At 71.3% G+C, this 21,632-nt stretch carries 16 protein-coding genes and 1 pseudogene; 13 read left to right on the top strand and 4 right to left on the bottom strand.

What is annotated here, in order from left to right:
* Nucleotides 1–35 precede the first annotated feature (35 nt).
* The 8 genes and pseudogenes from EDF40_RS14710 (at nucleotide 36) to holA (ending at nucleotide 12,797) form a co-directional block, all read left to right on the top strand.
* A complete protein-coding gene (locus EDF40_RS14710; protein WP_123340388.1) occupies nucleotides 36–1,448 on the top strand; it encodes a cytochrome ubiquinol oxidase subunit I in 1,413 nt (470 codons plus the stop codon).
* Nucleotide 1,449: 1 nt separating this feature from the next.
* Nucleotides 1,450–2,454 (top strand): cytochrome d ubiquinol oxidase subunit II, encoded by a 1,005-nt coding sequence (gene cydB / locus EDF40_RS14705; RefSeq protein WP_123340389.1) that lies wholly within the window; start codon nucleotides 1,450–1,452, stop codon nucleotides 2,452–2,454.
* Nucleotides 2,455–2,464: 10 nt separating this feature from the next.
* Entirely contained in the window at nucleotides 2,465–4,123 is a 1,659-nt protein-coding gene (gene cydD / locus EDF40_RS14700; protein ID WP_123340390.1) for a thiol reductant ABC exporter subunit CydD, read from the top strand.
* Nucleotides 4,120–5,808: a thiol reductant ABC exporter subunit CydC gene (cydC, locus tag EDF40_RS14695; protein WP_123340391.1), complete on the top strand. Its 1,689-nt coding sequence runs from the start codon at nucleotides 4,120–4,122 to the stop codon at nucleotides 5,806–5,808. Before cydD ends, cydC begins: the two co-directional genes overlap by 4 nt.
* Nucleotides 5,805–8,399 carry a leucine--tRNA ligase gene (gene leuS, locus EDF40_RS14690; protein ID WP_395862669.1) on the top strand — a complete coding sequence of 865 codons (2,595 nt, stop codon included), beginning with the start codon at nucleotides 5,805–5,807 and terminating at the stop codon, nucleotides 8,397–8,399. Before cydC ends, leuS begins: the two co-directional genes overlap by 4 nt.
* A 188-nt stretch (nucleotides 8,400–8,587) precedes the next feature.
* Complete coding sequence (locus tag EDF40_RS14685) at nucleotides 8,588–9,331, top strand: helix-hairpin-helix domain-containing protein (RefSeq protein ID WP_260213430.1); 744 nt, start codon at nucleotides 8,588–8,590, stop codon at nucleotides 9,329–9,331.
* Nucleotides 9,332–9,334: 3 nt separating this feature from the next.
* Nucleotides 9,335–11,158 (top strand): annotated as a pseudogene (locus EDF40_RS19665) (ComEC/Rec2 family competence protein); the annotation flags it as partial.
* Nucleotides 11,159–11,777: 619 nt separating this feature from the next.
* Nucleotides 11,778–12,797 carry a DNA polymerase III subunit delta gene (holA, locus tag EDF40_RS14670; RefSeq protein WP_123292542.1) on the top strand — a complete coding sequence of 340 codons (1,020 nt, stop codon included), beginning with the start codon at nucleotides 11,778–11,780 and terminating at the stop codon, nucleotides 12,795–12,797.
* 233 nt (nucleotides 12,798–13,030) lie between these two features.
* On the opposite strand, the gene rpsT is transcribed toward holA, so the two are convergent.
* Entirely contained in the window at nucleotides 13,031–13,291 is a 261-nt protein-coding gene (rpsT, locus tag EDF40_RS14665) for a 30S ribosomal protein S20 (RefSeq protein WP_111085752.1), read from the bottom strand.
* A 199-nt stretch (nucleotides 13,292–13,490) separates the two neighbouring features.
* On the opposite strand from rpsT, the gene EDF40_RS14660 reads away from it, so the two are divergent.
* Nucleotides 13,491–14,657, top strand: coding sequence for a pyridoxal phosphate-dependent aminotransferase (locus EDF40_RS14660; RefSeq protein ID WP_123340394.1), 1,167 nt, complete (start codon nucleotides 13,491–13,493; stop codon nucleotides 14,655–14,657).
* A gap of 279 nt (nucleotides 14,658–14,936) precedes the next feature.
* Nucleotides 14,937–16,784 carry a translation elongation factor 4 gene (gene lepA / locus EDF40_RS14655; protein WP_123292544.1) on the top strand — a complete coding sequence of 616 codons (1,848 nt, stop codon included), beginning with the start codon at nucleotides 14,937–14,939 and terminating at the stop codon, nucleotides 16,782–16,784.
* Between the two features lie 7 nt (nucleotides 16,785–16,791).
* On the opposite strand, the gene EDF40_RS14650 is transcribed toward lepA, so the two are convergent.
* Nucleotides 16,792–17,283 (bottom strand): hypothetical protein, encoded by a 492-nt coding sequence (locus EDF40_RS14650; RefSeq protein ID WP_123340395.1) that lies wholly within the window; start codon nucleotides 17,281–17,283, stop codon nucleotides 16,792–16,794.
* A gap of 140 nt (nucleotides 17,284–17,423) precedes the next feature.
* Here EDF40_RS14650 and EDF40_RS14645 point away from each other — a divergent pair, with 140 nt between their 5' ends.
* Nucleotides 17,424–18,071 carry a DUF1990 family protein gene (locus tag EDF40_RS14645; RefSeq protein WP_111085748.1) on the top strand — a complete coding sequence of 216 codons (648 nt, stop codon included), beginning with the start codon at nucleotides 17,424–17,426 and terminating at the stop codon, nucleotides 18,069–18,071.
* Here EDF40_RS14645 and EDF40_RS14640 read toward each other — a convergent pair.
* Nucleotides 18,068–18,760, bottom strand: a complete 693-nt coding sequence (locus EDF40_RS14640) for an HAD family hydrolase (protein WP_185003103.1) — start codon at nucleotides 18,758–18,760, stop codon at nucleotides 18,068–18,070. The two genes, EDF40_RS14645 and EDF40_RS14640, sit on opposite strands and share 4 nt — an antisense overlap.
* A gap of 28 nt (nucleotides 18,761–18,788) precedes the next feature.
* Here EDF40_RS14640 and hemW point away from each other — a divergent pair, with 28 nt between their 5' ends.
* A complete protein-coding gene (gene hemW / locus EDF40_RS14635) occupies nucleotides 18,789–20,030 on the top strand; it encodes a radical SAM family heme chaperone HemW (RefSeq protein ID WP_123340396.1) in 1,242 nt (413 codons plus the stop codon).
* A gap of 34 nt (nucleotides 20,031–20,064) precedes the next feature.
* On the opposite strand, the gene EDF40_RS14630 is transcribed toward hemW, so the two are convergent.
* Nucleotides 20,065–20,472: a DUF4870 domain-containing protein gene (locus tag EDF40_RS14630; protein WP_228510551.1), complete on the bottom strand. Its 408-nt coding sequence runs from the start codon at nucleotides 20,470–20,472 to the stop codon at nucleotides 20,065–20,067.
* 88 nt (nucleotides 20,473–20,560) lie between these two features.
* On the opposite strand from EDF40_RS14630, the gene hrcA reads away from it, so the two are divergent.
* Nucleotides 20,561–21,583, top strand: coding sequence for a heat-inducible transcriptional repressor HrcA (gene hrcA / locus EDF40_RS14625; protein ID WP_123340397.1), 1,023 nt, complete (start codon nucleotides 20,561–20,563; stop codon nucleotides 21,581–21,583).
* Nucleotides 21,584–21,632 lie beyond the last annotated feature (49 nt).

Raw genomic sequence — 21,632 nt, 5'->3', positions numbered from 1 at the left:
CGACTGCGCGCGGCGACCCGACTGGGAAGTGCCGCATGACCGACCTCCTCGACCCGCTCATCCTGTCGCGGTGGCAGTTCGGTCTGACGACCATCTACCACTTCCTCTTCGTCCCGCTGACGATCGGCATGGCTGCCGTGGTGGCCGTGTTCCAGACCGCCTGGTACCGGACCGGTCGCGCGCACTACCTGCAGCTGACCCGGTTCTTCGGGCGCATCTTCCTGATCAACTTCGCGATGGGCGTCGTGACGGGCATCGTGCAGGAGTTCCAGTTCGGCATGAACTGGTCGAACTACTCGCGCTTCGTCGGTGACGTCTTCGGCGCCCCCCTCGCGCTCGAGGGGATCCTGGCCTTCTTCTTCGAAGCCGCGTTCATCGGCGTCTGGATCTTCGGCTGGGACCGCTTGCCGAAGGGACTGCACCTGGCGAGCATCTGGTGCGTCAGCGCCGGCACGATCATGTCGGCGTACTTCATCATCGCCGCGAACGCGTTCATGCAGCACCCGGTCGGCTTCTCGATGAACGAGGCCAAGGGGCGCGCGGAGCTCACCGACATCTGGGCGGTCCTCGGCAACAAGGTCGCCCTCGCCGCCTTCCCGCACACGTTGTTCGCCTGCTTCATGGTCGCCGCAGCAGTGATCATCTCGGTCGCCGCCTACCACCTGGCGCGGAACCAGAACCTCGAGACGATGATGCCGGCGCTCAAGTTCGGCATGTGGACCATGGTGGCTGCGGGTGCCCTGACGGTGCTCACCGGCGACCAGCTCGGTCTGACCATGGTCGACACCCAGCCGATGAAGATGGCCGCAGCCGAAGCGCTCTACAACACGGCGACCGGCAAGGACGCCTCGTTCTCGATCTTCACGCTCGGCACCCCCGACGGCGTGCACGAACTGTTCTCGATCCGGGTGCCCTACCTGCTGTCGTTCCTGTCCACGCACACCTTCAACGGCACAGTCGAGGGCATCAACGACCTGCAGGCGCAGTACACCCAGGTGTACGGGCCCGGCGACTACAAGCCGATCATCTGGGTCACCTACTGGTCGTTCCGCTGGATGATCGCGCTCGGCATCGGTGCGGTCATGGTGTCGCTCGCCGGCCTCTGGCTGACCCGCAAGGGACGGTTCCCGACGAAGCGCTGGATCTGGCGCGTCGCCACCTGGACCGTTCCGCTCCCGATGGCCGCGATGATCGTCGGCTGGATCTTCACCGAGATGGGTCGCCAGCCGTGGCTCGTGTTCGGGTTGCTCAAGACCAGCGACGGCGTCTCGCCGAACGTGACCGGGCTCGAGGTCCTCATCTCGCTCGTCGTGTTCACGGTGATCTACGGCTCGCTGGCGGTGGTCGAGTTCAAGCTGATCAAGAAGGTCGCGCAAGAGGGCCCTGCCGCTCCGGCAGAGGTCGACGAGGAGACCGGCGAGGTCAAGCACGAAGTGACGGTGTACTGAGATGGATCTGCCTGTCCTCTGGTTCGCGATCGTCGGCGTGTTCTTCGTCGGCTACTTCGTCCTCGACGGCTTCGACTTCGGTGTCGGCATGTCCCTGCCCTTCCTGGGCAAGGACGACACCGACCGTCGGGTGCTCATCAACACGATCGGCCCGGTCTGGGACCTCAACGAGACGTGGGTCATCGTCGCCGGTGCATGCCTGTTCGCGGCGTTCCCCGAGTGGTACGCCACGATGTTCTCCGGGTTCTACCTGGCGCTGCTCCTCATCCTCGCGGCGCTGATCCTGCGCGGTGTCTCGTTCGAGTACCGGCACCAGAACAAGCACCTCGAGTGGAAGCGTCGCTTCGACCTGATGATCATCGTCGGGTCCGCCCTGCCGTCGTTCCTCTGGGGCGTCGCGTTCGGCAACGTCGTCCGCGGGATCCCGATGGACTCGGGGCACAACTACACGGGCACGCTCTTCGACCTGCTCAACCCGTTCGCACTCCTGACCGGTGTGGCGACGCTGCTGGTGTTCTTCACGCACGGCGTCGTGTTCGTGGCGCTGAAGACCGAGGGCGAGATCCGCGAGCGGGCGAAGCGCCTGGCGACCCGGGCGGGCATCCTGACGATCGTCGTCGGCGCCGCGTTCCTGGTCTGGATGGCGTTCGTCCGGGCGACCCCGGCCTCGCTCGTGCTGTCGGTGGTCGCGGCACTCGCGCTCGTCCTGGCCGTGCTGTGCAACGCCTGGGGCAAGGAAGGCCGGGCGTTCACGCTCATGGCCGTCACGATCGCCGCGATCGTGCTCGCGATGTTCACGGCGATCTTCCCGGACGTCATGCCCGCCACCAACGACCCGGCGAACAGCCTGAACGTGTACAACGCCTCGAGCGGCTCGTACACGCTGACGGTGATGAGCTGGGTGGCGCTGATCTTCGTGCCCCTCGTGTTCGCGTACCAGGCCTGGACGTACTGGGTGTTCCGCAAGCGTGTCTCGCGGGCCCAGGTCACCCAGGCCGCGCACTAGGCAGGCGACGGTGAAGCCGCTCGACCCGCGACTCCTGCGCTTGTCGCGGACGGCGCGCGGCTTCATCGTCGCGGCCGCCGGCACCGGCGTCCTGCGCACGGTCGCGACCATCGCGATCGCGTGGGGGATCGCCGCCGCCGTGACCCTCGGCATCGACGCGGTCCAGGACGGCCGTGTCCCGGGCACCTTCGGGCAGGCGCTCGCGGTGCTGGGCGGCGCGTTCGTGCTCCGTGCCGTGGCGGCCTGGGCGACCGACGACCTGGCGGCCCGCGCCGCGGCGAAGGTGAAGAGCGAGATGCGCACCACGGTGCTCGCCCGCGCCGCCGAGCGGGGTCCGTCCTGGCTGGCGGGCCGGTCGAGCGCGGGGTTCGCCACCACCCTCGGGCCGGGCCTCGACGCGCTCGACGCCTACTTCGGTCGCTACCTGCCGCAGCTCGCACTCACCGCGATCGCCACACCGCTGCTGCTGGTCGCGATCGGCCTCGGTGACCTGACGAGCGGGTTGATCATCCTGTTCGCCCTGCCGGTGATCCCGGTGTTCATGATCCTGATCGGACTCGCGACCCAGTCGTTGCAGCGAAAGCAGTCCGACGCCCTCGCCAAGCTCGGCGGCGCCTTCCTCGAGGCGGTCGAGGGCCTGGCCACCCTCAAGGTGTTCGGTCGCGCCCGGCGCCAGGTCGGCCGCATCGGCGCGGTCACGGACGAGTACCGTCGCGGCACGCTCGGGGTACTCCGGCTGTCGTTCGTCAGCGGGTTCGCACTCGAGCTCGCCGCGAGCCTGTCCGTCGCCCTCGTCGCGGTGTCGATCGGCATCCGGCTGGTGGACGGCTCGCTCGGGCTCGGCGCCGCGATGTTCGTCCTGGTCCTCGCCCCCGAGGCGTTCGCCCCCATCCGCCAGGTCGGTGCGGACTTCCATGCCGCCCAGGACGGCGTCGAGGCATCGGCAGCGGTCCTCGACGTCCTCGACGACGACACGGAGCCCGCGCCGCACCACGACACGGACCCCGCGGCGACCGTGCCGGCTGCGACGGCGTTGGCCGTGCACGGTCTGACCGTCCGCCGGCCCGACGTGGTGATCGGTCCGCTCGACCTGCACGCCGACCCCGGCACCGTCGTCGTGCTCGCCGGCCCGAGCGGCTCGGGCAAGTCGAGCGTCATCGCCGCACTCCGCGGCGTCCTGCCGCACGACGGCACCGTGGTCGTCCCGGGCGCCGCCGGTACGACCACCGCCGAGCGCACCACCTGGGCCGACCAGCGACCCCGCCTCGTGCGCGGGACCGTCGCCGAGAACGTCGCGCTCAGCGCGACCCCCGACGCCGTGGACGTCCAGACCGCGTTGCGCGACGCGGGGCTGGGAGTCGACCCGGGCCTCCCGGTCGGCGCCGGCGGCAGCGGACTGTCCGGCGGCCAGGCGCAGCGCGTCGCCGTCGCGCGGGCGCTGTACCGCGCCCGCCGCGTCGGCACACCGTTGGTCCTGCTCGACGAACCGACGTCGGCGCTCGACGCCGAGGCCGAGGCCCACGTCGTCGCCGCGATCCGCGGCCTCGCAGCCGACGGCACGGTCGTCTTGGTCGCGAGCCACCGACCGGCGGTCGTGGCTGCGGCCGACGTCCGGGTCGACATCGGTTCCGGTGGGTCGGTCACCGTCCGGACGGGGGTGCGCGCATGAGCCAGGAGGCCCGTGGAGCGTCCGTCCTGCGGCTCGCGATGCCGCACGGGTCGGGTTGGGCGAAGGCGGTCGCCGCCGGTGCGCTCAGTGCGGTCTGCGCCGTGGCGCTCCTCGCCGCGAGCGGCTACCTCATCACCCGTGCCGCGGAGCACCCGCCGATCCTCTACCTGACCCTCGTGATGGTCGGCGTGCGGGCGTTCGCGCTCGGGCGTGCGGCGCTGCGCTACGTCGACCGGCTCGCCGGGCACGACGCGTCCTTCCGGCAGCTCGCGGTGGTGCGCACCGAGATGTACCGGCGGCTCGCCTCGGTCGCACCGGCGGGGCTCGGCAGCACCGGCCGTGGCGACCTGATGACCCGCCTGGTCACCGACACCGACCGGCTGCAGGACCTGCCCATCCGCGTCGTCGGGCCGCTGGTGTCCGCCGGGGTCGTCGCCGTGCTGTCCGTCGTCGCGGTGGCGATCGTGTCGGTGCCGGCCGCCCTCGTGCTCCTGCTCGGCCTGGCGGTCGCGGCGCTGCTCGGGTCGGTGGTGACGCGGTCGATCGCCGAGCGCTCCGACCGTGAGACCGCGGCGGACCGTGGTCGGGTCGCGGACCTCGTGCTCGACACCGTGCGGACGCTCGACGTGTTCGCGGCTTACGGCGCCCTCGACGAGCGCCTGGCACACATCGCCCGTCTCGACGCCGGCGTCACCCGTGCGGTGCGCCGCCGTGGCACGGTCGAGGCGCTCGTCGGTGCCCTGGTCGGGCTGGTCGGCGGCGGCGCGGTCATCGGGATCCTGGCCGTCGGTGCACCCGCCGTGGTGTCCGGGGCGCTCGACGGGCCGCTCTGGGCGCTGACCGTGTTCGTGCCGCTCGCGCTGTTCGAGGTCGTCAGTGGCGTCCCGCTCGCCGTCCTCACGCTGCGCCGCGTGCGCGCCGCCGCCGAGCGGGTCGAGCAGGTCGTCCCGGCACGGGTGCCCGCGGGCATCGTGCCCGAACCCGAGCAGGACGCCGACCCGGCCGAACTGACGGTGTCCGGGCCGGTCACCGTGGCGGTGCGCGACCTGACCGTGCAGTGGCCCGGAGCCACGACGCCGGCGGTCGACGGGGTCTCGCTCGACCTGCACCCCGGCGAGGTCGTCGTGCTCGAAGGGCCGAGCGGCGCGGGGAAGTCCACGCTCGTCGACGCGCTCGTCCGGTTCGTCGACCACCAGGGCTCGTACACGCTCGACGGGGTCTCGGCGAAGGACATGCACCCCGACGCCGTCCGTGCCCGCATCGGGCTCATCGAGCAGGACCCGTTCGTGTTCGACCAGTCCGTCCGACAGAACCTGCTGTTCGCCCGCGAGACCGCGACCGACGACGAGCTGCTCGCCGTGCTCGACAGGGTCGGTCTCGGCGAGTGGGTCGGGCGTCGCGGCGGGCTCGATGCGTCGGTGGGGGAGCGCGGTGGCCTCGTCTCCGGCGGGCAGGCGCACCGGCTCGCCCTGGCACGCGCGCTCCTGCACGCGTTCCCGGTGCTGGTGCTCGACGAACCCACGGCCGACATCGACCCGGACCTCGGCGACGCCGTCCTGCACGACCTCGTCACGACGGCGCGCGCAGCGGGCCGGACGGTCGTGATCGTGTCGCACGTGCCGGTCCGGGCGGACCTGGTCGACCGCACCCTGCGGATGGTCGCCGGCCGCCTGCTCGTCGGATGACCCGACAGGCGGACGCTGGACGGGCCTCCCGGCTTGTATCGTTGACGTCCGTGACCACCGAGCAGCACGCCGAGGACCCGAACGCCTACGACTTCCGTCGTATCCAGGAGAAGTGGCAGCCCCGCTGGGAAGAGCTCGGGCTCTTCACCACCGACCTGAACGACACGCGTCCGCGCAAGTACATCCTCGAGATGTTCCCGTACCCGTCCGGCGACCTCCACATGGGGCACGCCGAGAACTGGGCCCTCGGCGACTTCGTGGCGCGCTACTGGCGCCAGCAGGGCTTCAACGTCCTGCACCCCATCGGCTGGGACTCCTTCGGCCTGCCCGCCGAGAACGCTGCGATCAAGCGCGGGGTGGACCCGAAGGACTGGACCTACGCGAACATCGCGCAGCAGAAGGCGTCCTTCAAGCGCTACGCGCCGTCGTTCGACTGGAGCACCGAGATCCACACCTCGGACCCCGAGTACTACAAGTGGAACCAGTGGCTGTTCCTGAAGATGTACGAGAAGGGCCTGGCGTACCGCAAGGACAGCTGGGTCAACTGGGACCCGGTGGACCAAACCGTGCTCGCGAACGAGCAGGTCCTGCCCGACGGCACCTCGGACCGTTCCGGTGCCGTCGTCGTCAAGAAGAAGCTCACGCAGTGGTACTTCAAGATCACGGAGTACGCCGACCGCCTGCTCGACGACCTCAACCAGCTCGAGGGCCGGTGGCCCGCCAAGGTCATCGCGCAGCAGCGCAACTGGATCGGCCGGTCGGTCGGCGCCGACGTCGACTTCGTCATCGAGGGCCGTGACGAGCCCGTCACGGTGTTCACGACGCGCCCCGACACGATCCACGGCGTGACCTTCCTGGTCGTCGCACCGGACTCGGACCTGGCGGCGTCGCTCGTCTCGTCTGGTCCAGACGACGTCCGTGCTGCGTTCAACTCGTACCTGGTCGCCACCCAGAAGACCTCCGAGATCGACCGGCAGAACGCCGACCGCGCGAAGACCGGTGTACCGCTCGGCCGCTTCGCCATCCACCCGCTGACGGGGGAACGCCTGCCGATCTGGGCCGCCGACTACGTGCTCGCCGACTACGGCCACGGCGCGGTCATGGCCGTGCCGGCGCACGACCAGCGCGACCTCGACTTCGCCCGGGCGTTCGACCTGCCGGTGAAGGTCGTCGTCGACACCAACGCCGCGGTCACCGGAGCGATCCCGGTGATCACCGAGGACACCGAGCTGCCCGACCTCAACCCCGCCACCACGGGCGAGGCACTGACGGGTCAGGGTCGGATGATGAACTCCGGCCCCCTCGACGGCATGTCGAAGCAGCACGCGATCACCGCCGCGATCTCCCTGCTCGAGGAGCGCGGGACCGGTCGCGCCGCCAAGACCTACCGCCTGCGCGACTGGCTCATCTCGCGCCAGCGCTTCTGGGGCACGCCCATCCCGATCATCCACGGCGCCGACGGCAGCGAGCACCCCGTGCCGCTCGACCAGCTGCCGGTGCGGCTGCCCGACACCGAGGGGCTCGACCTCAAGCCCAAGGGCACCTCGCCGCTCGGCGGAGCGACCGACTGGGTCAACGTCCCGAACCCCGTCGACGGCACGCCCGCGCTCCGTGACACCGACACGATGGACACCTTCGTCGACTCGTCGTGGTACTTCCTGCGCTTCCTGGCGGCGAACGACGACTCCCAGGCGTTCGACCCCGCGGTCGCTCGCAAGTGGGCGCCGGTCGACCAGTACATCGGCGGCATCGAGCACGCGATCCTGCACCTGCTGTACGCGCGCTTCGTCACCAAGGTGCTCTTCGACCTCGGTTACCTCGACTTCACCGAGCCGTTCTCGGCACTGCTCAACCAGGGCATGGTGCTGTCCGGCGGCTCGAAGATGTCGAAGTCCAAGGGCGGTGTCTCGCTCGGCGACGAGCTCGACGCGAACGGCGTCGACGCGATCCGCCTGGTGATGGGTTTCGCCGGCCCGCCCGAGGACGACATCAACTGGGAGGACGTCTCGCCGTCCGCCTCGGCACGCTTCCTGGCCCGCGCCTACCGCCTGGCGACCGACGTCACGTCGACCCCCGACGTCGTCTGGGCGGAGGGTGACCGCGCCCTGCGGCAGGTGACGCACCGGTTCCTGGCCGATGCGCCGGGCCTGATGGAGTCGTTCAAGTTCAACGTCGTGATCGCGCGGCTCATGGACCTGGTCAACGTGACCCGCAAGGCGATCGACAGCGGCCCCGGTGCCGCCGACCCCGCCGTGCGCGAAGCCGTCGAGACCGTCACGCTCGGCCTCGCCGTGTTCGCGCCGTACACCGGCGAGGAGATGTGGGAGCAGCTCGGGTACGAGGCCACCGTCGCGCTGCACGGTTGGCGGAAGGCCGACCCGACGCTGCTGGTGCAGGAGACCCTCACCGCCGTCGTGCAGGTGAACGGCAAGGTCCGCGACTCGTTCGAGGTGTCGAAGTCGATCGATCCCGCCGAGCTCGAGGCACTCGCGCGCAACTCGGCGAACGTGCAGCGGTACATCGGTGACCGCGAGATCGTGAAGGTCATCGTGCGGGCGCCGAAGCTCGTGAACATCGCCATCAAGGGGTAGTCCTCGGGCGGCGCGGCCGTTCACGGGGTGGGCGTCTGGCCGTCCACAGGGTGGGCGTCCGACGCACCTGTGCACAGACCAGCACTCCGGAGCCCGGCCGATCGGCCGGGCTCCGTAGCGTTCGGGGCATGTCGTCGCCCTCGTCACCGGACCCTCGGTCAGCGGATGGCGCGCCCGCATCGGGACGCGTGCTCTGGTCGCGACTGGTGCTGTCGCCGCGGGCCGCGGTGGTGCTGGCCGGGGTCGTCGTGGTGGTCGCGCTCGTGGTGGTCCTGGTCGGGTCGCTGCCGGGGCGCGGTGGTGCGGGGGCGGGCGGGGTCGTCGTCAGTGATGCGCCGACTGTGGGCGCGCCGACCGCCGGTGCGCCCATCGCTGGCGCGCCGACCGCTGGGTCGTCGACCGCTGGTCCTGCATCCGGTGGGGAAGCGGTTGCCTCTGGTGCGGCGCGTGTGGTGGTGCACGTGCTCGGGGCGGTCGAGCGCGACGGCGTGGTGCGCCTGCCGCCGTCGAGCCGGGTCACCGACGCGATCGAGCGGGCCGGCGGCGCGACGGCGGACGCGGACCTGGACCGACTGAACCTGGCGCGGGTCCTGACCGACGGCGAGCGGCTGTACGTGCCGCGCATGGGCGAGGACGAGGTGCCGGCGGCGCTCGATCCGGTCGACGGCGGTGCGGCCGCGGCGGGCAGCAGCGGGGGCAGCAGTACGGGTGCCGCGGGTGCCTCGGGAACCGGCGCCGACTCCGTCGTCGACCTGAACAGCGCCGATCAGGCTGCGCTCGAGACCCTGCCCGGCATCGGCCCGGGGTTGGCCGGCCGGATCCTCGCCTGGCGCGACGAACACGGCCGGTTCACCGCGGTCGAGGACCTGCTCGACGTCAGCGGCATCGGCGACGTCCGGTTCGCTGAGCTGCGTGACCGCGTGCGGGTCTGAGCCGTGCCCGTGCAGCTGCGGCCCAGCGCGACGGACCTGCGGGTGGCGGTGCCGGTGGCGATCGCCTGGATCGTGACGACCGTGCTCGTCGGGGGACCCGCGGCAGCGCCCGTGGTCGGGATCGTGGCCGCCGTGCTGGCCGTGCTGGCCGGAGGGAGTGCGATCGTCGCGGGTCGTTGTCGTTCCGGCCGTCGCTGCCGTACCGTGACCGCCGGTGCCGGCCCGGTGCTCGTCGCGGCGGCGCTGACCGCGTTGCTCGCGGTGTCGGTCACCGTGGGTGAGACCCGACGAACGCCGGAGGTGCTCCGGGCCCTCGTCTCCGGGGCGGGCACCGTCTCGTTCGACGCAGTGCTGTCGCGCGACCTGGGCCCGGATGACCGATCCGTGCTCGCGACGCTCGAGCGTGCCGACACGGTGCGTGCGCTCCGGGTACCGGTCCGGCTCGTGCCGCCGGGCGACGGTGTGCTCGTGCCGTCGGGTGACGATCACGACCGCGTGCTGGCCGCGGGAACGCGGGTGACCGGCTCCGGGACGCTCGAGGCCGACGTCCCCGGTTCCGCGACCGCGTTCGTGCTGTTCCTCCGGGGGGTGCCCGCCACCGAGCCACCCGGGGGACTGCTCGGAGCCACCGACACAGCGCGACGGGCCTTCGTCCGTGCGACGGCGGACCTGCCGGAGCCCGGGGCTGCGCTCCTGCGCGGCCTGGCGATCGGCGATCGGTCCGGCCTCGACGCAGCGACCGAGGCGGCGATGGAGACCTCGGCGCTGACCCACCTGACCGCGGTGTCCGGGGCGAACTGCGCGGTGATCGTCGGCCTGGTGGTGGTGGTCGGGCGACTCTGCGGGGCACCGCGGTGGGTCCGGGCAGCGTCGGCCGTCGCCGTCCTGCTCGCGTTCATGGTGCTCGTGCGGCCCGACCCGTCGATCGTCCGGGCCACGGTGATGGCGGTCGTCGTGCTGGTCGTGCACCTGTCCGGCCGCCCCGTGCGCGGCGTGCCGCTCATCGCCCTGGCCGCGATCGGCATGCTGGTGGCCGACCCCTGGTTCGCGCGGTCGTTCGGGTTCGCGCTGTCGGTGCTCGCCACGAGCGGCATCGTGGTGCTCGCGCCACCGCTCACCACGCTCCTCGCCCGACGGCTGTGGACCCCGGCGGCCGCTGCCATCGCCGTGCCGGTGGCGGCGCAGGTCGCCTGCTGGCCCGTGACGATCCCGCTGTCCGCGGCGCTGCCGACCTACGCGGTGCCGGCGAACCTGCTGGCCGAGCCCCTGGCACCGATCGTCACCGTCGTCGGCCTCGGTGCGTGTCTGCTCGCGCCGGTCTGGCCGTGGGGTGGGGCGGTGCTCGCAGCCGTCGCCTGGGCCCCCGCGTCGGCGGTCGGTGGCATCGCCCACGGCGCAGCGCTGCTGCCGTACGCGTCGGTGCCGTGGCCGGGTGGGACCGTCGGGGTGGTCGGCGCCGTGGTCGTCAGCACGTGCCTCGCGGTCGCCGTGCTGAGCACTCCGACGGTGCGGAGCCGCCTGCTGCTCGTCGCGGGAGTCATCGTCGTGGTCGGTGTCGCCGCCGTCGCGGTGCCCGTGTTGGTCGTGCGCGGTACCGTCCCGGATGACTGGGCGGTCGCGGCGTGCGACGTCGGACAGGGTGACGCCGTGCTGGTCCGTGGCGGCGACAGCACGGCCCTGATCGACACCGGGGACGACCCGGACCGCCTCCGGGCCTGCCTCGACCTGCTGCGGATCCGCCGGATCGACCTGCTCGTCCTCACGCACTTCGACCGCGACCACGTCGGGGCGGCCGACGAGGTCGCGGGCATCGTCGACACGGCGCTCATCGGACCCGTCGGGCGTGCGTCGGACAGCCGCGTCGTGCAGGACCTGCAGCGCGGTGGCGTCGACGTCCGGCAGGCCGACGACCGGGTGTCCGGCGTGCTCGGGCCGCTCGGTTGGCGGGTGGTGTGGCCGCGGGCGGGCAGCCCGGACGCCGGCAACGACGCGAGCATCGTGCTCGTGACCGAACCACTGCCGGGCGACGACTGCCCCACTTGCCTGTCCGGGGTGTTCCTCGGCGACCTGGGGGAGACAGCCCAGCGCCGTGTCCGCTCCGGCAGTGCACTCCCCGACGGGCGCGTCGACGTCGTGAAGGTCTCGCACCACGGTTCGGCCGACCAGGACCCCCTGCTGTACCGGCAGCTCGCGGCCCGCGTCGGACTCGTCGGCGTCGGCGCGGACAACACGTACGGCCACCCGACACGGTCGGCGCTGTCGATGCTCGCATCGTCGGGGACCGCCGCGTACCGGACCGACGAACTCGGCACCGTCGTGGTGGGTCGGACGGCCACCGACGACCTGCGGGTGTGGACGGAGCACACGCCGTCGGTGGCCGCCCGTAGGATCGTCGGAGCACTCGTCGCACCGGCACCGTCCGGGTCGGCTCCACCGGAAGGACCGCATGCCCGCCAAGAAGCCCGCGCGCGCCGCAGCGAAGATCGACCAGGTCCCCTGGTCGGGGATCCGCCCGGCCCCGGTCGTGCTCGTCACCGGGCCCGAGGCGTTCCTGGCCGACCGGGCGAGCAGTGTGCTCAAGGACCTGCTCGTGGGCGAGGACCCGGCGCTCGAGGTGCACGACCTCGAGGCCGACCAGTACGCTCCCGGGCTGCTCGCGACCCTCGCCAGCCCGTCGTTGTTCGGCGAGCCGCGACTCGTCCGGGTCACCAACGTGGAGAAGTGCACCGACGCCTTCATCACCGAGACCATCTCGTACCTGCAGGCTCCGGCAGACGACGTCACCCTGGTGCTCCGGCACGGCGGCGGGGTGCGCGGCAAGAAGCTGCTCGACACGATCCGCAGCGGGGTCGGCGGTGGGGTCGAGGTCCTGTGCGACGAGCTCAAGCGCGAGACCGACCGCATCGACTTCGTGAACGCCGAGTTCCGCGCCGCCCGACGCAAGATCGCGCCGTCGGCGGTCCGTACCCTCGTGGTCGCCTTCGCGGACGACCTGGCCGAGCTCGCTGCCGCGTGTCGGCAGCTCCTGGCGGACGAGGCGCAGGAGATCACCGACAAGGTCGTCGACAAGTACTACGGCGGTCGTGTCGAGACGAACGCGTTCAAGGTGGCCGACATCGCCCTGGCCGGACGGTCCGCTCCGGCGATCGTCGAGTTGCGGCACGCCCTGGCCACGGGCGAAGCCCCCGTTCCGATCGTCGCGGCGTTCGCGAGCAAGATCCGCACGATGGCGAAGGTCAGCGCGTTCCGCGGGCCGAGCGGTCAGGCGGCGTCGGCGCTCGGCATGGCCCCGTGGCAGGTGCAGCGCGCGCAGCGTGACGTCGCCTCGTGGAGTGAGACGGGTCTTGCGAACGCGATCACGAGCATCGCCGAGGCGGACACCGCGGTGAAGGGCGGCTCGCGCGACGCGCACTACGCACTCGAGGTCATGGTCCGCACCATCGCCCGACGCGGCGAGGCGCGCTGAGGCGACCCGCGCCTCCCGGTCGTCGCGCGCTCGTCGCGCCCCCACACCCGCGCGCCCACACCCGCGCACTTGGTGAGCAGAAATGGTCGAGTGCCGACCTGCCACCCGACCATTTCTGCTCACGAAGCGTGCCGCCCACGAAGCGTGCCGCCCGCCCACGCCCCACCCACGCCCCGCACACGACGAAGGCCCCACACCGAACGGTGCGGGGCCTTCGTGCAGCGCTCAGGAGATCAGAGCGACGCAACCTTCTTCGCGATGGCCGACTTGCGGTTCGCGGCCTGGTTGCGGTGGATGACACCCTTGCTCACGGCCTTGTCGAGCTTCTTCGACGCGGTGGCCAGGGCGGCAACGGCCTTGTCCTTGTCGCCAGCGGCAACGGCGTCGTTGGTGTGACGGATGAACGTCTTCAGCTCCGACTTGTAGGCCTTGTTGCGCTCGGTGGCCTTGAGGTTGGTCTTGATGCGCTTGATCTGCGACTTGATGTTCGCCATGTGTAGCTCCTGCTTCGTCTCGTACGGGTGGGCGCGACCGCGGGGTAGAGGGGCCCTCGGTCGCATCGCGTTCCACCCGTGGGCGGGGAACGCGCAAGCCAGCCACCAACATTACCAGGCGAACGGCCCGCCACCAAAGCACGAAACACCGCCGGATCGGCGTGATCTCGCGGCAACACGCACCGGATACGGTGACGGCATGCCATCCCTCGCGCCTCGGATCGACACCGTGCCCGCCTCCGGCATCCGGAGGGTCTTCGAGCAGGCAGCGCTGCTGCAGTCCGCTGGCACCCCGGTCACGATGCTCGTGATCGGCGAACCGGACGTGCCCGTGGCACCGCACATCGGTGACGCGGCCCGTCGCGCGTGGACCGAGGACCGCACCGACTACACGCCGAACGGCGGCATCGCACCTCTGCGCGAGGCGATCCGCGACAAGCTCCGCCGCGAGAACCGCATCGAGGCCGACCTCGAACAGATCTGGATGACGATCGGTGCGACGCAGGCCCTGTTCCAGGCGATGACGCTGACGCTGAGTCCCGGCGACGAGGTCCTGGTGCCGGACCCCGGTTACACGACGTTCACGATGAACGCGCACATCCTCGGGGCCACACCGGTGCCGTACCGGCTCGAACCGCAGCACGGGTTCGAGCCAGACCTCGAGGCGCTCGAGGCGAGCGTCACCGAGCGCACCCGCGTGCTCGTGGTGAACTCGCCGTCGAACCCGCTCGGCTCGGTGTTCGGCGAGGACACCCTCCGCGCGCTGTTCTCCTTCGCGAAGCGGCACGACCTGTGGGTGATCAGCGACGAGGTCTACGAGTACTTCACCTACGGCACCCGCCACGTCAGCCTGGCTGCGCTCGACGAGGACGACCGGGTGTTCTCCGCGTTCTCGCTGAGCAAGACCTACGCCATGACGGGTGTCCGGGTCGGGTACCTCGTGACGCCGAAGGGCCTCGGGCCGACGATGCGCACCACGCAGGAGGCGATGATCAGCTGCGTCGCCGAACCCGACCAGTACGCGGCGCTGGCGGCGATCGTCGGGGACCACTCCGCGGTGCGCGACGCCCGCGAGCACTACCGGGCGAACCTCGAGGTCGCGAAGGAGGTCCTCGACGCCGCCGGGATCCGGTACCTCGACCCGCGCGGCGCCTTCTACCTCTGGGTCGACGTGTCGCACGCCTCGGACGGCGACGTCGCGGCGTGGGCGCTCGGCCTCCTGCAGCGCGAGGCCGTCGCGGTCGCGCCCGGCAGCGCGTTCGGCCGCACCGGCGAGGGCTGGATCCGCGTCTGCCTGGCCGCGACCCCCGACGACCTGCGGCGCGGCCTGGGCGCGTTGCCCGCACCGGCACACGCCTCCGTCTGACGGGCGATCGCGGCCAGGAGGCCCGGAGCCGGTTGGCGCGACAGCGCACGGTGCGCAGTCCTCCACCTGGTGCGAGGATGCTCGCCCCGTGCCGCGCAGCATCCGGTCACGGGGCGGCCAACCGCGCACGGGCCCGCCGACCTCGCACCGTGCGGGGCCGGCACGCCGGCGCGAGGGCGCACCGAGCGCGCGTCGCACGGAACCGCGCAGCCGCGCCGTGCCTCCAGAGCGGGTGAAGCATGGGAGACTGGGCCGACCGTCCGACCCACCTGAGGAACCGTGAGCCCACAAGCATCCGCTCCGCTCGAGCCCGCCGCGACCCCGGCCGGCGCGATCCGCAACTTCTGCATCATCGCGCACATCGACCACGGCAAGTCCACGCTGGCCGACCGCATGCTGCAGATGACCGGCGTCGTCGAGGAGCGCGCGATGCGCGCGCAGTACCTCGACCGCATGGACATCGAGCGCGAGCGCGGCATCACGATCAAGTCGCAGGCCGTCCGCATGCCGTGGGAGCTCGATGGTGAGACCTTCGCGCTCAACATGATCGACACCCCCGGGCACGTCGACTTCTCGTACGAGGTCTCGCGGTCCCTGGCAGCGTGCGAGGGTGCGATCCTGCTCGTCGACGCCGCCCAGGGCATCGAGGCGCAGACGCTGGCGAACCTGTACCTGGCGCTCGAGAACGACCTCGAGATCATCCCGGTGCTCAACAAGATCGACCTGCCGGCGGCCGAACCCGAGAAGTACGCGGCCGAGCTCGCGCAGCTCATCGGCGGCAAGCCGGAGGACGTCCTGCGCGTCTCCGGCAAGACGGGCGTCGGCGTCCCCGAGCTCCTCGACCTGGTGGTCCGGCGTGTGCCGGCACCGGTCGGCGATGTCGAGGCCGCGCCGCGCGCGATGATCTTCGACTCGGTGTACGACAGCTACCGCGGCGTCGTCACCTACATCCGGATGATCGACGGCTCGATCAAGCCGCGCGAGAAGGTCCAGATGATGTCGACCAAGTCGACGCACGAGATCCTCGAGATCGGGGTGTCGAGCCCCGAGCCGATCCCGACGAAGGGGCTCTCCGTCGGCGAGGTCGGCTACCTGATCACCGGCGTGAAGGACGTCCGCCAGTCCAAGGTCGGCGACACCGTCACGAGTGCGCAGAAGCCCGCGACCGAGGCCCTGCCCGGCTACACGGACCCGAAGCCGATGGTGTTCTCGGGCCTGTACCCGATCGACGGGTCGGACTACCCGGACCTCCGCGACGCGCTCGACAAGCTCAAGCTCTCCGATGCAGCGCTGGTCTACGAGCCCGAGACGTCCGTGGCGCTCGGCTTCGGCTTCCGCTGCGGGTTCCTCGGCCTGCTGCACCTCGAGATCATCACCGAGCGGCTCTCGCGCGAGTTCGGCCTCGACCTCATCACGACCGCGCCCAGCGTGATCTACGAGGTCACGAACGAGGACAACTCCGTGACCGAGGTCACGAACCCGTCCGAGTTCCCCGGTGGCCGCATCGTCGAGGTCCGCGAGCCCATGGTCCGCGCGGCGATCCTGGCCCCGAAGGACTACGTCGGCGCGATCATGGAGCTGTGCCAGTCGCGCCGCGGCTCGCTGCTCGGCATGGAGTACCTCGGCGAGGACCGCGTCGAGATCCGCTACGAGATGCCCCTCGGCGAGATCGTGTTCGACTTCTTCGACCAGCTGAAGAGCAAGACGCAGGGCTACGCCTCGCTCGACTACGAGCCCATCGGTGACCAGGCAGCCGACCTCGTGAAGGTCGACATCCTGCTGCAGGGCGACCAGGTCGACGCGTTCAGCGCGATCGTGCACCGCGACAAGGCCTACGCCTACGGCACGCTGATGACCGAACGGCTGCGCAAGCTCATCCCGCGCCAGCAGTTCGAGGTCCCGATCCAGGCGGCCATCGGCGCGCGGATCATCGCCCGCGAGAGCATCCGCGCGATGCGCAAGGACGTCCTGGCGAAGTGCTACGGCGGTGACATCACTCGCAAGCGCAAGCTCCTCGAGAAGCAGAAGGAGGGCAAGAAGCGCATGAAGACCATCGGCCGGGTCGAGGTCCCGCAGGAAGCCTTCATCGCAGCGCTCTCCGGCGACGTGGAAGAGAAGAAGAAGTAGCGACGGGTCAGCGGGTCCGAGTGGCCCGCGCCCGCAGCACGGCCAGGCAGAGGGCCGGGAGGCTCGCTGCGGCCAGTCCAGCCAGTGCGGTCCGCAGGATGACCAGCCCGGCGGCCGCACCGAAGTCCGTCTGCTGGGTCGCGGCGATCCCCGACACCACGGCCCCGAGGGCCAGGACGATCGTCACGGCGCCGAGCCACTGCGGCATCCGCGTGGCCCGGCGCCGCCGCACGGCGGACACGAGGCTGGCGCCGAACAGCAGGACCCCGGCTCCGGCGCAGCACGCACCGACCGCGGCGATCGCGTTCGCGGTGTCGAAGGTGTCCCACTGTGCTGGCGGCACCGCGACGTAGCGCGCGGACGAGCCGATGCCGGCGGTCGTCGCGTCGACCAGGACACGCGCGAGTGCGGCGGCGCCGAAGGCGACGAGCGTGAGCGCGGCGAGCGTCGCGGTCCGACGGTCGACGGACCGCCAGAGCGCGGGGGTGGAGCGGGGCACGCTGCAACGATAGGGGCGGTGCGGGCGGGTGTCGGGCCTCCAGTTCGGGGTGCACGCGAACCGGACGACGCGGCCCGGCCGACGCGACCTGAGCGGTGATCGGTTCGATCCGACGGGGCAGGCGCAAGTAGGCTGGCGGCATGAGCATCCGCGGGAGCTACCGGACCGCCCTGACCTACGGCGCGGTGGGGGCGACCCAGGCGTCGGACCTCATGACGTACCCGCCCGAGGGGTTCACCCCAACCGAGTCGCGTGCCCGGATCGGACACGGAGACCAGCGGTTCGAGACCGCGGTGACGCAGGCCCTGACGTGGCAGATCCAGGAGCGCAGCGGCATCCGCGTGCGCGTCGAGGAACAGCCCGACGACGACGAGGTCCGGTACAACCCGGTGACGTTCGACGACGACGGCGTCCCGATCGCCCCCGCCTCTATCGGCACGCCCCGGGTCGAGAAGTTCGCGCCCGACGGCACACCGCTGGTGACCGCCGGCACGTCGGCGACGCTCACGATGCACGCCTTCGGGCGGACCGTGCAGGCGCCCGTGCGGGTCGTGTCGATCATCGACGAGCACGACCGCAAGGGCTTCGCGTACGGCACGCTCGAGGGGCACCCGCTCTCCGGTGAGGAGTCGTTCGTCGTCGAGCGCACGTCGGACGGTTCCGTGTGGCTGCAGATCCGGCAGTTCTCGCAGCCGTCGAGCCGGAAGTGGCAGTTCGTCGCGCCGCTGCTGCGTCGGCAGCAGAAGGTGATGGCGGAGCAGTACCTGGCGGCGCTGCGGGGCGACTAACGCAGTGGGGGCAGTGCCGCGATCGCGTCCTCGATCAGGGCGGCGTCGACCCGGCAGTCCCGCGCGACCGTGACCGCGTTGGTGACCCGCAGCGCCTCGACGTCGAACACCCCGGTGGCGACCGCCAGGAAGGGGATGCCGGCGGCGTCCGCGGCCTCGCCGTCCCGCGGGGTGTCGCCGACGATGACGGCACGGGTGCCGGCGAGCTCCGCCGCCGCGCGGGTGGTGACGTCCGCGCGCTCCACCTCGGTGTCGCCGAAGTAGGAGTGGTCCCAGTCGAACAGGCCCTCGTCGAACCCGGCACCGGCCAGCTTGACGCGGGCGCGGTACTCGGAGTTGCCCGTGAGCAGGCCGTTCCGCCACCCGAGCTCGGCGAAGCGGGTGAGCAGCGCGGTGGCACCGGGGACGGGGGACCGGTGGTCGCCCGAGGCGTGCCGCTCGGCGGTGAGGTCGCGCAGGTGGCCGCTGACCGTCGGGATGATCGTGTCCTCGAACGCGTGCGCACGGACGTGCTCGGCGATGAGCCCGGCATCGGTCCGACCGTGCTGGTGCCCGACGCGCAGGGTGAGGTCGCGGCCGACCGCCCGCTCGAGCGCGAGGTGGTAGAGGTTGCCCGGGGACGACGCGTTCATCACGAGGGTGCCGTCGATGTCCCACAGGACCGTGGTGGGGACGGGGTGGTGCTCCATGCGTCCATCATGACGGACAATGGACTCCATGCCGAGTGCTCTCCCGATCGCCGATCCGGCACCCGCTGACGGCCTGATCGTGCCACGAGCCGCGGCGGGCTCCGCCGCCGGTTCCGACCCGGCGGCCGTGCCGTTCGGGGTCTACGTCCACGTGCCGTTCTGCCGGGTGCGCTGCGGCTACTGCGACTTCAACACGTACACGGCGTCCGAGCTCCGCGGCGTGCGCCGCGACGACTACGCCGGCCACGCGGTGCGGGAGATCGAGTGGGCCGCGACCGTGCTCGACCGCTCCGGCGTGCCGCGTCGGCCCGTGTCGACCGTGTTCTTCGGCGGCGGGACCCCGACGATGCTGCCCGCGTCCGACCTGGCGATGATCCTGCGGGCCATCGACGACACGTGGGGGATCCTGCCCGGCGCCGAGGTCACGACCGAGGCGAACCCGGACTCGGTCGACGCGTCCTCGTTGCAGACACTGCGCGAGGGCGGGTTCAACCGGATCAGCTACGGCATGCAGTCCGCGGTCCCGCACGTCCTCGCGACCCTCGACCGCACCCACGACCCGTTGCGCGTGCCGGTCGTCGTCGACCTCGCGAAGCAGCAGGGCCTCGACGTCTCCCTCGACCTCATCTACTCGACGCCGGGGGAGTCCCTCGACGACTGGCGCACCTCGCTCGACGCCGCGCTGGCCTGCGAGCCGGACCACGTGTCGGCGTACTCGCTCATCGTCGAGGACGGCACCGCGATGGGCCGCATGGTGGCGCGCGGCGAACTGCCGGCCCCCGACGACGACCTGGCCGCCGACATGTACGAGCTCGCCGACCAGGTGCTCGGCGACGCCGGGTACTCCTGGTACGAGGTGTCGAACTGGGCCCGCGGCGACGCGCACGCGAGTCGCCACAACCTGTCGTACTGGAAGGGCCACGACTGGTGGGGTGTCGGCCCCGGCGCCCACTCCGCGGTCGCCGGCACGCGCTGGTGGAACGTCAAGCACCCGGCCGCGTACGCGAACCGGGTGCTGTCCGGCGAGTCGCCGGCCGCCGGGCGCGAGGTCATCGACGACGAGACCCGCTACGTCGAGCGCCTGCTCCTCGCCGCGCGGGTCCGTGGCGAGCTCGCGACGAGCGAGATCCGCCAGGAGGCCCGTGGCCGGATCGCGGGACTCATCGCACGGGGTCTCGTGGACGGGTCGGCCGCGGTGCGGGGACGCGTCGACCTGACCCTGCAGGGTCGCCTGCTCGCCGACGCGGTGGTGCGGGAGCTGCTGGACTGACCGGTGCTGCCGGTCGACAGCTGCGTCGTGCTCGCTACTGCTTGATGAACTCGATCGACAGGGGGTAGCGGTAGAACTGCCCCTGGTTCGCGGCGACGGCCGCCAGGATGCCGAAGACGATCGTCAGGACGGCGACGATCGGGAACAGCAGTGCTCCGATGAACACCACGGTCAGGATGCCGCACGCGACGTACGCGATCGCCACGGTGATGTGGAAGTTCAGTGCGACCCGAGTGTGCTCGCGGATGAAGCCGCCGCGGTCGCGCAGCACCAAGTAGGCCACGAGCGGGGCGACGAAGTTGAAGAAGATCCCACCGATGTGCGTCAGCGTGGCCCAGAGGCGCTGGTCCTCCGGGCTCATCGGCTGCGGCGGGGTGTACCCGCTCGGGTACTGGGGCCCGTTCGGGTTCTGCGGGCCACCGGGCTGCTGTCCGTAGGTCATGCCGGAAGCGTATCGGGGGTGCAGTCGTGCGGGCGTAGGATCAGCAGTCGACACGTCCGAGTGCCAGGTCGACCAGGAAGGAGCGCTCGTGGTCAGTGAACGCAGCCTCGAGGTCCTGAAGGCCATCGTGCGCGACTACGTGGCGTCGCGCGAACCGGTCGGCTCCAAGACGATCGTCGAACGGCACGCGTTCGGTGTCAGCGCCGCCACGATCCGCAACGACATGGCCCTGCTCGAGGACGAGCAGCTCATCGTCGCGCCGCACACCTCGTCCGGCCGGGTGCCGACCGACAAGGGCTACCGGCTGTTCGTCGACCACCTGGCCGCAGCCCGGCCGCTGACGAGCGCCCAGCGGCACGCCATCGAGACCTTCCTCGGCGCCCCGAACGACCTCGACGAGGTCCTCGGCCGCACCGTGCGCCTGCTCAGCCAGCTCACGAACCAGGTCGCTCTGGTGCAGTACCCCTCGATGGTGCGCGCCCGGGTGCAGCACGTCGAGCTGGTGCGACTCGGCGACGCCCGGCTCATGGTCGTGCTCATCACCGACACCGCCCGGGTCGAACAACGCGTCGTCGAGACCGACGTCGCGCTCGACGAGCCGCTGCTGACCGAACTCCGCACGGTGCTGAACGGCGCGGCCGTGGGGCTCCTGCTGCAGGACGTGCCCACCGCGCTCCGTGCGGTGCCGCAACAGCTCCGGCCCGACGCCCAAGCGCTCGGCGGGGTCGTCGTGGCGACCCTCATCGAGCAGGTCGCGGCGAACCGTCAGGACCGCCTGGTGATGGCCGGCGCCGCCAACCTGGCGAAGAGCGAGCAGGACTTCTCCGGCGGGCTCTTCCCGGTGCTCGAAGCGATCGAGGAACAAGTCACCCTGCTCCGGTTGTTCGGGGAGATGCAGGTGGACGACATCGCGGTGGCGGCCAGCATCGGCGTCGAGAACGCCGAGTACGGGCTCGACGCCACGAGCATCGTCGCCGGCGGGTACCTCGCCGGTGGCGGTGAGGTGGCACGTCTGGGTGTCCTGGGCCCGACCCGGATGGACTACGGCACGAACATGGCTGCCGTCCGGGCCGTCGCACGGTACCTGTCCAAGCTCCTGGGCGAACACTGATCGACTGCAACACCGACCGACCGACCGAACACAACCGACTGAGGGATAC

It is taken from the genome of Curtobacterium sp. PhB170, assembly GCF_003752345.1.
Classification (GTDB): domain Bacteria; phylum Actinomycetota; class Actinomycetes; order Actinomycetales; family Microbacteriaceae; genus Curtobacterium.
Note: the sequence above shows the minus strand (reverse complement) of the source record. Positions and strands in the feature narration are given on the sequence as shown.